This window comes from Desulfotomaculum sp. 1211_IL3151 (genome assembly GCF_036763075.1).
Lineage (GTDB): Bacteria > Bacillota > Desulfotomaculia > Desulfotomaculales > Desulfotomaculaceae > Desulfotomaculum.
The window spans coordinates 42,766-55,510 of record NZ_JBAIYV010000024.1; the positions used below are offsets into that span (position 1 = coordinate 42,766).

The following is a 12,745-nucleotide window of genomic DNA, read 5'->3' on the forward strand; positions in this document are numbered from 1 at the left end:
ATATTCTGGATAATAGCAAAATTATTTTTGTTCTTTATTAGCGATCACTCCTCCCGGTTAAAATCGAAAATAGATAAAGGGATTGTAAGTTGAGCCAACCATATATGCCGTTGAAAAAAACATTAGTATACAATAATACACGTTTACTGCTAAATTATAAATATTGCAATGGGTTCCTTTAAGTAATACCGCCAGTTTCTTCGGCCAAGGTGAAGCAGCAATGATACAAACAATATATAAGAGGGCATAAGCTTTTAGCTTCACAACTGCTTGGTCGCCAACAAGTGTGTTGCCGCCCACGCCAAACATGCTCAGCAGAAAATTCAACACATCCGTCAGGTTGGTAAATTCAAAAAACACCCAACCTATCGCTACAAACAGCAATACGTATAGATTACGAACAGCCTTTGGCCATCGTATCATGCTTTTCTGCAAAAACAGTTTTTCTACGATGATTAAAATCCCAAAATAAAGCCCCCATAAAACAAAATTCCAGCTTGCACCATGCCAGAGCCCTGTGAGAAACCATACGATGAGCAGGTTTCGTATCATTTTCCACTTTCCGACACGGCTCCCGCCAAGAGGAATATATACGTATTCCTTAAACCAGGACCCGAGGGAGATATGCCATCTCCGCCAGAATTCTGAGACACTTTGTGAACTATATGGATACCGAAAGTTTTCCTTAAAATAAAATCCAAACATTTTTCCCAATCCGCTGGCCATGTCCGAATAGCCGCTGAAATCAAAATATATCTGCAATGCAAAGGCAATCACTCCGGCCCATGCCATGAGCACTGAAATTTCTGCACCGGGCATGGCTTTTACTTCAGACCATAGCAGGCCTATCGGATTGGCAAGAAGTACTTTTTTTGCCAATCCGCACAGGAAGCGCTGCATCCCGGCGTAAAATTCTTCGAAATTTATGCTTCTGTCTGCTAACTGTGATTCAATGTCTGCATAGGTCACAATGGGCCCGGCCACCAACTGCGGGAACATCGTAATATAAAGAGCAAAAGAAATCAGGCTTTTCTGCGGCTTTATTTTTCCCCTATACACATCCATCACGTAGGATAGGGCCTGAAAGGTGTAAAACGAAATTCCTAGGGGCAGTGCCGGTGTTCCTACATTCAAATGCCAACTGCCAATGGAAGCTATTGTACTTATGATCATGCCGAAATATTTATAATAAGCAAGACAGCCTAAATTGAACACCAGACTGATGATTAAAAAAAGAGTCCTTTTCCGGCTGCTGGCAGCATCGCTACGTAAGAGAGTGCCTAGCCAGTAATTAATCATTATGGAACCGCACATCAATAACACATAGACAGGTTCTCCCCAGGCATAGAACAACAAGCTTGCAGTAAGCAGGACCACATTCCTCAAATGCTTTGCTGCCAAATAATAAAGAATTACTGTGAGCGGCAAAAAAGCAAAGGTAAAAAACAGGCTGCTAAAAACCATATGTCCCTCACTATAATGATTGGGAAAGTTTCTTCAGCCACAGCCGGTAAAATTCCTTCTTGAAATGAACACCATCTTCGGCGAATAAATCCGGATTTTCCTTTGCCAATGCCCCTATGTCTATATAATTAACGGATAACTTGCCCGCTAACGCCTGCAATAGCTCGTTGTATTCCTCTATTCTTCCATAGCGGGGCTCTTGTCTTAATGCCTCCTCTGTCACCGGTGTAATAGACTGGAGGTGTATTCTACTGTGGGGCAGCTCTTCCTTTATCTTGTTAACTAGTTTTGTTAAATCCTTTCTGAATAATTCTTTTGGATCAGCCACCGGCATGAGCATGTCATCGGACCCCAACATGATAAAAACGTTATCCGGTTTTTTTTCAACCAGAGTACCAATGTCATCATAAGTAAAACCGGCCGTTGCTCCCGCCCCGGCTATTACACCTTGCTTCGGCAGGATTTCATTAACTGTAAAACCTTCGGTAATGGAATCTCCCATCAACACACTGTTCTCAAACTTAGCAGCAACATCTTCTTCTACCGTTGTATTCCCGCAGGCAGTCAGGCCAATTAAAAGGATACCTGCCAGGAAACACCTTATTCGTTTTTTCATAAATAAATACCTCTTTTCTTTATTTGATACACCGATCTTACAGCAGCAAAATGCAGATCAGGTGCAGATCAAATAAAACAGCCATGAAGTATCCTTCATAGCTGTTCCGCGGGTAACCTATTAAATGATTGGGCTAAGCGTAAAACAATGCTTTAGGGCTGTACCGGCAATGCAAAGAAAAAGCGGACGCCGTCTGACGTATTTGCCACACCATAAACCGCTTGATGAAGTTCCAGGATTTCCTTCGCTATAGAGAGCCCCAGACCCGTACCGGCCTTGGCTGTCCTGGCCTCCGCACGGTAGAATTGGTCCCATATCCTTTTCCTGTCTTCCTCTGATATTGGCTTCCCCTGATTTTCTATGCTAATTTCCGCCGTTTGTCCCTTGTCTCTTACCGTAATTATGATGGCCTGTCCCTGCTCCGTGTGCTGGATGGCATTACTGAGAAAATTAGTAATCACGCGACTGATCAGCCCTTTATGCCCCACTACCATTTGAGGACAAAGTTTTAATGTAAGGGAGAGGGTTTTCTCCTGTATCTGCTCAGCCAGTGATCTGCATACTTCGGTGATCGCCTTATCGATTTCAAAAGGAGCCATTTCAGGCCGATAGGTACCGGATTTAAACTTAGCCAGATCTAGCATATTAACAACCAGCAAATCCATCCGCTGTATTTCATCGTCCATCGCCTGTACATAATGTTCCCTTTTTTTAACTGCAATGCCGTCTTTTAAAATGGATAGACAACTTTTCATAACAGCAAGCGGCGTTTTTAATTCATGAGATACCCCGGCAATAAATTCCTTCCGTGTATTTTCCAACTGTTTCTCTTTATCAAGATCCTGTTTCAGCTGATCAATATGCGTTTCGATCCGGCTCGACAAGTCATTGATATTTTGAGATAACTGACCAATTTCATCCTCGGAACGCACCGGCAACTTTTCCCTAAAATCCAGGTTTGCTATTTGCCCTGTAATGCGGTTGATCGATATCAGCGGTTTGGCTAGCCACTTCGAAAAAACAAATGCCAAAACGATCACATACAAAAAAATAAATCCGAAATAGTAAGGATAGAATTGTCGCATGACCGCTATGGCCTCATCTACCGGCTGAAGGGAGGTCATAGCAAAAATATATCCCGTTGCCCCATTTTCAATAACTGGTTTAATGATTACCTTATATTCCGCAAAATTTTCTATTGCCCTACGTTCTTCTGTATGCTGAAGAGGTTTCGAGGTATTCGCCAGCAGACCCACTTGAAATTCCTTTAACTGTTTCAAAAAGAAAGGTTCATGGTAAGGAAACGAAATATACTCTGCTCGTTCCGGAAATACAGTTTTTGTTACGGTTCCTCTGTATAGGCCCGTGCTCAGGTGATCATAGGCTTTATCGGCATGAGGGCCATGCAGCCTGTTTGCAATGTTTAAATTTACGACTCCCGTTGAATTAGTCTGTATATGATACGGTATTCTTTCATTTACTATATTAACAGTATCAATAACCACCTCATCGCCGACCTTGAGTGAAAAGAGTACATCGGAGGAGAATTCCCCTTCAAAGGAGTACATCGGTATTCGTAAATTACCCTGGGATTCATTCTTCAATTTCACTTCAATATAGTAATTATCTACATCCCAAATACGTCCATATTCATCCAATTTTGTAATCCAAATATGGTTATCCTTATATAGTTTCTCGGATGCTGCTTCTGCCCCTTTTTTCGCTGCCAGGCCTAAGTACTCGTTCATATGCATTTTGAGGATATCGGATTTTTTATTAATATAATATCTCTCAAAAAAGTAATTTTGCGTGATGCCAATAAATAAAAACATCAAAGAGAATAATAGCGTTGTCAGCACAAACCATTTAAAAACAATACTTTTTTTCATAGCTATTCCTTTGCGAATTTATATCCTGAACGGATAACCGTAACAATACGGCTGCCTTTGCTGCCTAGCTTGGCACGCAGGTTTCGGATATGACTGTTTACTGTCTTTTCATCACCGTAAAAGTCATAACCCCATATCTTGGAAATGAGTTGCTCTCTGGTAATTACAATTCCTTCATTTTGCATTAAGTAAGCAAGAATTTCAAATTCCGTATGAGTCAAATTAATTGTATTACTCTCTACAGTAACAAGTCTTGCTCCCATATTTATCACAACACCGCCACTGGATAGCAGCATTCCATCCATCGTATCCGCGTGTTTTTCAAGAAATCGTTTCACTTTTGCCATTAAAACACGGGGACTATATGGTTTGATGAGATAATCATCCGCTCCCAGCTCATAGCCCAGAAGAGAGTCATCCTCATCGGAACGAGCAGTTAAAATGATGATCGGGACACTGGAATTTTTTCGTATTCTCCGGCATACGGACCAGCCGTCAACCTTCGGCAAAACAATGTCTAATATAACTAAATCAACAGAATTTGATTGAAATAGCTCTAATGCTTTTTCTCCATCCGCTGCCTCTAATACCTGATAGCCATCCTCGATTAGATAGTCCATGATCACTTCACGTAAAATATCCTCATCTTCAACAACCATTACTTTATTCATCCCATATCTCCATCTGTATTCTTACAAATTTAATTATAATTGTTAACGAGAAGGTGCTCAGCCAGGAAACCAGTCACTCCTTAACGAATATCGTAAACTTGCCTCTAGGCAGCATTCATATATGCTTATCATGCTACCACTGAATCAACACGCAAATTACATACGTTGCCTTAACTCCTTCAGTTCTCGTGCTTTTCTCATATACTCTTCATTAAGGCCTTTCTTCTCCTCCTCACTTAACCGATCATTCAATTTTCCACCAATGCATGCTAAGTCACATTCAAGTTGCAAGATACGGTTGCGAATTGTTATTAAATCCAATTGGCCATTATTTTGTGTACATTGATTTTTTCTCTTGCGTAGGTAATACTCATAATTTCCTTCATAGCATTTCAGTGAGCCATCCTCAAGAAGCAAGACTTTAGTGGCAATCCTTTGTACAAAATAGATATCATGTGAAACAAATAAAATACCGCCCGCATATTTCTCTAAGACTTCTTCGATTTTTTCCTTAGCAGCGATATCTAAATAGTTGGTAGGTTCATCCAGAACAAGAAAATTGGCGCCTGATAAAATCAGCCTGGCAAATGTAACTCTGCTTTTTTCTCCCATGCTCAACCCTTTAATCTTCTTGAAAACATCGTTTTTCCTAAAAAGCAGGCAGGCAAGCAGGGTTCGGATATCTTCTATTGATTTATTTGAAGCCATAACGTTATCAAGGATATTTTTATCAGCGTTAAGCTCTTCAAATTCTTGAGAGAAGTAGCCTATTTTAAGGTTCGGATCTAAAGATAATTGACCTTGAAAATAACGGTCAACACCACATAGTATTTTTAAGAGCGTGGTTTTACCCGCTCCGTTATCCCCCAACAGGGCTATCTTTTCACCTCTGCCAATCGTAAATGACAGGTCTTGGAACACAACATGATCTCCAAAAGCCCTGGATATTTGGTTCGCCCGTACAACAACAGGGGATAGCTTGTTGCTTTGAATATGCAGTTTGTTGATAAAATCAAAAGCCGGCAGCGAAACGTGCAACGGTTTTTCCATTCTATTACTTACTAAGCGGGCAAGTTCTTTTTCCTTTGCCTTTATAGCGCTAGCCTGCGTTTTGGCGGCATTTTTATAGTCAGAACTTTTTTGCGCGCTTGCCAGCCAGTTTCTTCTATGTCGGATGGCCTGTTTTAATTGTTTAATTCGCAATTGCTGTTTTTTATATTCTCTGGCAGTATGTTTGTCTTCGTTTTCCTTTTGTATTTTATACGCTGAATAATTGCCTTTATAGGTCTTTAAACCAGTGGCGGTTAATTCCCAGATGCGGTCTGCCACACGATCCAGCAAATATCTGTTGTGCGATATAATTAAAACCGATTGTTTGATTCGCTTGATAATCCTTTCCAAGGACGCTGCGCTAGATCCATCCAAATGATTCGTAGGTTCATCAAGTATCAACAAATCAAAATCCCTTGTAAGGACTTTGCAAAGCATGAGCTTTGTTTTTTCGCCGCCGCTTAAACTTGTACCCTCCTGACCCCATAAAGATTCATGGATTTCCATATGATGCAACGATTTTTTCACGATCGTATCAATTGATTCATACCCATCCCAATTTTTGCTAACCTCTTTATACACCTCTTCGTACACGGAAGCACCCGGGTCAAATGCCGGGTATTGTTGCAGATAAACGATGCGTGTATTCTGTGGAGCATACTCAATGCTCCCCGTATCCGGGTTTTCCAAACCAGCTAAAATTCTGGAAAGTGCTGTCTTCCCTATGCCGTTTTTACCAATAAAGCCAATTTTGTCGCCATCACCAATTCTACCGCTAATGTTTGCCAGTACCATCTTGTCATGGTAACTCTTGAATATTCCCTCAAATAATATATTCATTTAGCCCCTTCTCCTTTTTCAATTATTTGCGGAGAAGGGCACAAAAAAAGACGACGGAGTACATCCTCGCCTTTGTTTCTTAACTGTATTTACAGAATTTACAGAACAACAAAATAAAAACAGTCAGCAATAAAGATGTGCCTTCTCCTGAATTACTCGATTAAATTTGTGGTTAATCAAAATTAATTCGGCTTTACACATCTTTTCTGCACCTCCTGTTTTTAGAGATAAGTTAATAATACCATATTAAACTTTAAATGCAAATATAGTAAAAACAATTAATCGAACAACCAGCAAAAAATAAGTCCTGCTACTTGCACAACAAAGATTTTAACCTAAAATAAAACGCTCATAAGCAATCTTTTTTCCCGTACTTGTTTTAAAATTATCATCTATACATTTTTTTATTTCTTGCTGTTGCTTTTGTATATCCATTACTGTTAAATTTTCTAACAAATCCGCTTCCCATTGTATTTGAAAATCGATTCCATCAATTTTGGAAGGTGTATGATGATTACCGATTATAAAGCATATCCTATCAATATTTTTGTCAAAGCCTACCTTTTTCAATATCTCTCGTGCCACCCCTGGTCCCTCTTTCTCTTGATAAACACCCTCTATTGAAGCATACTTTCTTTGTGCTTCAACGGCACCAATATCATGTAGTATTGCTACCATACGGATTAATTCTTTTTCTTCTTCTCCAATATTTTCATCTTTCATTATTTCTTCTGCATTTTGCAATACTTTAAGAGTATGCTCCACCCCGAAAGGAATTTCTTTGAAGACTTCCTTCATCTCTCGAATAATTTTCTCTTTAAACATAGATTACCTCCACAGAATCAAAGCTAAAATTTTTGTTAAATTATCAACGCTTATTTCTTTTCGATTGTTTTCTCAACATTTTCTATTCAAATTGTTTCAATGGCACCTGTTAATATATTAAGTTTTTTAAGGACAGGAAGTGCTTCTTTGTCTGATGAATGGAATAACAACCACTCTCCTACATGAGTAAACCCCTCAAGATGGTAAGTGTCTGAAACAAGCGCCCGATCTGAACCATCTAACTCCATTCGGTAAACTCCCTCTCCTGGGTAGCCTACATCTTTAGAATGAAGGGAATAAAATATACCATTATCAGTAATTATATAAGATGAAACCTTTTCATCTACCAAAATCTGTTTTTGAGCGTTCTTGTCTACTTTAATCCGATTCAATCTAAAATCTTCCCCAATAAAATAGCAATAATCCTCCCTTATGGTCAAGTCTTTGGCAAAGACTTGACACTCAACTCTTCTATCGTTTCCATCAAGTCCTATGCTTTCAACATAACCATTGCCATCCCCTTCATGACTGAAGAACAGTCTGTCGCCATATAAGGCAATATCTGAAGCCTGAATCCTTAAGAATCTCTCAAGGTTTCTACCGTTAATATCCATTCTATATACATTAAAAACATCAAAAGGGTTAATAAAATAAATCCAATTTTCTTTCATATGTATATCGGAAAGATAGCTCAATTTGTATATTGTTTGATTGTCCGTTCCATCAATCTTAATCCTGTTAAGTGTTTTACCACTACTATAGAAAATCCAATCGCCTGCTATATTAAGTCTGCTTATACCTGTTCCACTTGCTTTCTGGATTAGATAGTTTTTATCTTGAAAATCTTTACTTGCTCTTATAAGATTAAGATGGTCTTCTACATAGAACACATACTCTTCATTTTCAACTCCAAATCCATAATTGTTTGTATTCTCATTCGTATTGCCAAGTACCCCTTGAGGTTTAATTTCAATTATTTCAACATCTTTCACCTGTGAATTGTGGTAACTCAGTCTCAAACTCCAAAGAACCCCTTCGTCAAACAAAAATGGTATGGCTACTAAAACAATGACCAGTACGAATGCTCCAATACTTGTAACTCCCTTTGTCCATATACTACTTTTTCCCCTAATATCATTTACAAGAGCATTAACATAGTACCAGGGTCCTTCAATAATAGCAGTTTTATCAGAATACTGTATTTGTACCGTGTCTTTAATTAACATTCTAAAAGGAAAGTCAAACTCGGGTTTTATCAATAAACTGTTTTCCTTCTGCTCAAGAAGTTTCCACCTGCCTTTTTTAAGGATGGTTTCCAAATATTCAAAATCCACAACCTTTTCCTTCACTAATCTGTGTATGTAATTCTTGGTCCAAACACCTATACTAACTGCATATAAAATGATTCCATTCCAGGATAAGTTTATATCCCTTCCCAAAATAACCTCGCAGATAATAAAAAGCAGCAAAATTACGGGCAGATAAATATATATAGATCCTTTGATAACAAGGGTTAAAATGTTTTGTATTTTCTTCATCCTTTAGCTCCTTTTTATTTCGCAAACCCTGCTAATGTTCATTATAACATATTTTTCCATTGATAAATCTAAGACCTGATCAATAACAAAAACAGGGTACAGTCTTTTAAATTAATAGACCATACCCTTGTTCCAATTTTTTACTATGATGGAACCCTTCCACGCAAGCACATAATTTTTTAAATCAATAACGATGTCCCCAGGCAATCGTTCCATTCCTTCAGGACCTATCCATATAGGTTTATAAGGGCTGCCTTGCGGCTATTTTTTACCCGGATCTGCCATCTCCGCGCTTCCACAAGCTATTTCAACCCGATTCTTACCGCATTGTTTGGCCAAATAGAGTGCTTTATCCGCAAGGTAATAATAATCTTCTAAACTTTCACTTTTAATATCGCTTAGTAAAGATACACCAAAGCTGGAAGTAATTCGTAATTTAATCGACCCTATGATAAATCTTTCTTCCATAATTAATTTTCTTAGTCTTTCGGCAAAGGCATATCCTTCTTCCAAAGAAGTTTCGGGCATAAGGATAACAAATTCTTCTCCACCAAACCGGGATACAGTATTTGATTCTCTAACGTTGTTTGCCAAAAGAATGGCCAGTTGCCTAAGTATATTGTCACCTACCGGATGACCGTATGTATCATTAACGTTTTTAAAGTTATCAATGTCTAAAATTATAATAACCGATTCATGACCCTGGCGTTGCATTGAAGAAAATTCTTGTTTAATCAATTTGTCAAAAAAGCGCCTATTCGGTAAACTAGTAAGTGGGTCATAATATGCCATTTGTTCCAATTGTTTTTGTTGCCTTTCAATGCGCCACCTTTGGGTTATATTGGTGTAATTATAATGCCATAGAATAATGCTAAGCAAGAAACCAAGCCCAACGGCAGTAATTCCGTTGACTCGATTCGAAAGCAACACCTGCTGGTTAGTTATCGTTAACGCTATTAAATAATAATACGCCACATACGAGGTTAAATATATTATAAAGGAAATTAATGGTTTAATTAAAAAAACAACTCCGCTGATAAGGCAAATTAATAAAAAAGGTGTGATATTAGTCGTTACCAGTTGATCAAGCGTGACGATAGCAATACCAGAAGCCATAATAACAATCACCGCAATGTATTGCAATACGAACATGGTTGTATTTGGTTCTTTTCTGTTTTTCAGTTTACGGGTTGTTAAAAAAAAACCAATCATAAAAATAAGCAGTATAAAATGAGAGGCAATAATCCCTTGGCTCCACGTCTTCAAAACCAGTGTGTCATGGGATACCGTTAACGTAAATAAAAAAATATTGATAATACGTAACGGGATGGCAATAATTGATAAATAATAAATCCTGTTGGTATTAATAAGTGCACATTCACCTAACACGCTATTATTAGCATGAAACATTTTTAAAATTTCTTCCTTTATGACTGGAAATCTCCAGTTTTTTTGGGGAGTGCTTTTTATATGTTTCACCACCAATCTAATATTTCAATAGCTTATCGTGTGCCATACGGTGTTTGAGAATAATTCTTTGTTTTTGTTTCTTAGTAGCTACAACTTTCTTTCGGTCTTCTTTCCGTTTAGATTATCATAAACACCCCGTTATGTCATCCTAGATTATCTCAACGTCTATAACCTTGCAATACACGTGCGCCATTAAGAATTTATTATAATTGGTATCCAATTGTTCCAAGCCAATCTGTGACCTCTTTCGGTGTAACCGTACCGTTTACAGCAATGCCAGGCAGAATGATGGATTTTGAGCACGCTTTAGCTATATCATTTTCAATTTGGCAAAATCCACCACCCCCATGAGTACAAAAGGGAATTACTATTTTGCCTGTAAAATCGTGTTGCCTAATGAAGCTCATTACTGGCGGGGCTAGTGTTTTAAACCAGTTAGGAGTACCTATGAATATTGTCCGGTAATCATCTATTGACTCATTTCCAGATATTAGCTTAGGGCAAAATCCTCGAGAAATTTCATTTCTTACTTCTTTAGCTGCCGTATTATAATTAAAGGAATAATTCTTATCAGGAATTAATTCTCTTAAAGTACCACCCGTCTGTTTTGCTATTTCTAATGCTAAATTTTTTGTGTTTTGGAAAAGCGAATAATAAACAATCAGTGTATGGTTCAATATGTATCTCCTTTAGTAAACTTCCGATTTATCGAATTGTTTATAAAAATTCGTGTCACATTACTAAGAACAATACGAAAGGCTACAGAGATTTATAGCCTTTCGTTATAAGTAATACTATATTTGAGATTCTACATGTTTTTCTATCTTATCTATTAACTCATTAAAATTCGTAATGTTATATTTTGACTTTAAGATATGGATATTATTCTTACTTTCCTTCAGTAAATTTTTATATGAAGATAAAATGGACGATGGTTCTAAGCTTGCTGTGCATTTGCTGTATGCTTCATAAGCAGAAACTGAGATTTCCTTCTCCAAACTTTTAAATGGATTTACCCAATGTTCTGTTTTATTCTCGAGTAACCTTATTAGTTGTAAATAATATTTTTGAGAATAATATAAACATTCTAAGGAACGAGCCCATTCACCTCTTTTAAACACATTTATGCCAAATAGAATTGCATTTAGTAGGTTATTGAATACAAATTCAACATTCTCTGCCGTCTGTCTTTCTACTTTACAATCTTGCAAAGCCCGTAGTGATTTTCGAAGGCTACCATTTTTATCACAGAGACACATCGAATTGATATCTGGAAAGTACCCCACACTTGCAAAGGATTCGATAATTGTCATCTCACTACGAGGTAAAAAATGAAATTCACCACGGATCAAGTTAGTAAATATCACCACTTCTGAGCCATACTCATTAAAAAAATGAGTATATATTGGATATGCAGATGAAATCCACTTTTCAGTATCAAATTCTTCATAGTAAATATCATCCACAAAAATATAAAATTCTATATCTGAAAATCTATCTCCCGAACTCTGGGTAAAAGAACCATACATCAATATAGAATCGATTCTTTCATCTTTTATCCCTTTATCTCGTATCATTAAAATCATTTCTTCTTGTTTTAGCATACTTTCTTTTCTCTCCTTAAATTTCGATATTTCTTTTTAAAGAGAATTTGTCATATCAAAAACATAGAGGTATGTCAGCATTACATGAGCTTAATGTTTTTTCTATTTCTTTTCTTAACATTAATGTCTTTGCAAGCTTCTTTCCTGCTTTTGCTGCTTGCTCTAATATTCTTTCGTCATTTAAGGCATCTCCTGGCTTAAATAACCCTAAAGCTTTAACTGTATCTATTATCCTGTAACCTAAAGCCTCTAATGATTTTGCCATCGTTTCGGCAGTATGTCCCATATCTGCTTCTGAATATTGTTCGCATACAGCTATAACAACCGCATATTTACCCCCAAGCACCTCATTGATTCCCATCCAGACAGAACGATCATCTTCTGCAAATACTTCAAAACAATAACACCTGTCAATGAAGGCTTTTACATAAGCCGATACATTGTAAAAATATGTAGGGGAACCTATTATAACGGCATCTGCTTCAAGCAGCCGTGGATATATTTTCTGCATATCATCATTAATAACGCATTTATAAGTATTTTTGCAACCTTCACAACCAGTACAATCTGCTATAGTATAATCGCCAAGAAAAATCACCTCCGTTTCGATGCCTCCCTCTCCAGCTGTTTCTATAGCCTTTTGAACAAGTAATGCTGCTAGAATAAAAATAGGACAACCAAAATAGAGATTTTTCCTAGCTTAGTGTAAAATTAAAACTAACTAGGAGGAACTGTTTAATGGGAAAGCATAAGAAACAATACAGTGCTGAATTCAAGC

At 37.5% G+C, this 12,745-nt stretch carries 11 protein-coding genes; all 11 read right to left on the reverse strand.

Annotated elements, in window-relative coordinates:
- Positions 1 to 57 precede the first annotated feature (57 nt).
- Positions 58 to 1,464 (reverse strand): MBOAT family O-acyltransferase, encoded by a 1,407-nt coding sequence (locus V6C11_RS04840; RefSeq protein WP_333529958.1) that lies wholly within the window; start codon positions 1,462 to 1,464, stop codon positions 58 to 60.
- Positions 1,465 to 1,474: 10 nt separating this feature from the next.
- On the reverse strand, positions 1,475 to 2,080 hold the full coding sequence (locus V6C11_RS04845; RefSeq protein ID WP_333529959.1) for an SGNH/GDSL hydrolase family protein: 606 nt from the start codon (positions 2,078 to 2,080) through the stop codon (positions 1,475 to 1,477).
- 152 nt (positions 2,081 to 2,232) lie between these two features.
- Complete coding sequence (locus tag V6C11_RS04850; RefSeq protein WP_333529960.1) at positions 2,233 to 3,969, reverse strand: sensor histidine kinase; 1,737 nt, start codon at positions 3,967 to 3,969, stop codon at positions 2,233 to 2,235.
- A gap of 2 nt (positions 3,970 to 3,971) precedes the next feature.
- Complete coding sequence (locus tag V6C11_RS04855; protein ID WP_333529961.1) at positions 3,972 to 4,640, reverse strand: response regulator transcription factor; 669 nt, start codon at positions 4,638 to 4,640, stop codon at positions 3,972 to 3,974.
- A gap of 156 nt (positions 4,641 to 4,796) precedes the next feature.
- On the reverse strand, positions 4,797 to 6,530 hold the full coding sequence (abc-f, locus tag V6C11_RS04860) for a ribosomal protection-like ABC-F family protein (protein WP_333529962.1): 1,734 nt from the start codon (positions 6,528 to 6,530) through the stop codon (positions 4,797 to 4,799).
- Between the two features lie 330 nt (positions 6,531 to 6,860).
- Positions 6,861 to 7,355, reverse strand: a complete 495-nt coding sequence (locus tag V6C11_RS04865) for an HD domain-containing protein (protein ID WP_333529963.1) — start codon at positions 7,353 to 7,355, stop codon at positions 6,861 to 6,863.
- Positions 7,356 to 7,441: 86 nt separating this feature from the next.
- Positions 7,442 to 8,893 (reverse strand): DUF5050 domain-containing protein, encoded by a 1,452-nt coding sequence (locus tag V6C11_RS04870; protein WP_333529964.1) that lies wholly within the window; start codon positions 8,891 to 8,893, stop codon positions 7,442 to 7,444.
- 261 nt (positions 8,894 to 9,154) lie between these two features.
- Positions 9,155 to 10,303: a GGDEF domain-containing protein gene (locus V6C11_RS04875; RefSeq protein WP_333529965.1), complete on the reverse strand. Its 1,149-nt coding sequence runs from the start codon at positions 10,301 to 10,303 to the stop codon at positions 9,155 to 9,157.
- 263 nt (positions 10,304 to 10,566) lie between these two features.
- Positions 10,567 to 11,040: a flavodoxin gene (locus V6C11_RS04880; RefSeq protein ID WP_333529966.1), complete on the reverse strand. Its 474-nt coding sequence runs from the start codon at positions 11,038 to 11,040 to the stop codon at positions 10,567 to 10,569.
- A gap of 117 nt (positions 11,041 to 11,157) precedes the next feature.
- Positions 11,158 to 11,967 (reverse strand): lincosamide nucleotidyltransferase Lnu(B), encoded by an 810-nt coding sequence (locus V6C11_RS04885; protein ID WP_333529967.1) that lies wholly within the window; start codon positions 11,965 to 11,967, stop codon positions 11,158 to 11,160.
- A 55-nt stretch (positions 11,968 to 12,022) separates the two neighbouring features.
- On the reverse strand, positions 12,023 to 12,637 hold the full coding sequence (locus tag V6C11_RS04890) for a flavodoxin family protein (protein ID WP_333529969.1): 615 nt from the start codon (positions 12,635 to 12,637) through the stop codon (positions 12,023 to 12,025).
- Positions 12,638 to 12,745: the final 108 nt, after the last annotated feature.

Coding starts and splice junctions, on each gene's coding strand:
- V6C11_RS04840 (WP_333529958.1), bottom strand. CDS start 1,464: ATGGTTTTTAGCAGCCTGTTTTTTACCTTTGCTTTTTTGCCGCTCACA.
- V6C11_RS04845 (WP_333529959.1), bottom strand. CDS start 2,080: ATGAAAAAACGAATAAGGTGTTTCCTGGCAGGTATCCTTTTAATTGGC.
- V6C11_RS04850 (WP_333529960.1), bottom strand. CDS start 3,969: ATGAAAAAAAGTATTGTTTTTAAATGGTTTGTGCTGACAACGCTATTA.
- V6C11_RS04855 (WP_333529961.1), bottom strand. CDS start 4,640: ATGAATAAAGTAATGGTTGTTGAAGATGAGGATATTTTACGTGAAGTG.
- abc-f (WP_333529962.1), bottom strand. CDS start 6,530: ATGAATATATTATTTGAGGGAATATTCAAGAGTTACCATGACAAGATG.
- V6C11_RS04865 (WP_333529963.1), bottom strand. CDS start 7,355: ATGTTTAAAGAGAAAATTATTCGAGAGATGAAGGAAGTCTTCAAAGAA.
- V6C11_RS04870 (WP_333529964.1), bottom strand. CDS start 8,893: ATGAAGAAAATACAAAACATTTTAACCCTTGTTATCAAAGGATCTATA.
- V6C11_RS04875 (WP_333529965.1), bottom strand. CDS start 10,303: ATGTTTCATGCTAATAATAGCGTGTTAGGTGAATGTGCACTTATTAAT.
- V6C11_RS04885 (WP_333529967.1), bottom strand. CDS start 11,967: ATGCTAAAACAAGAAGAAATGATTTTAATGATACGAGATAAAGGGATA.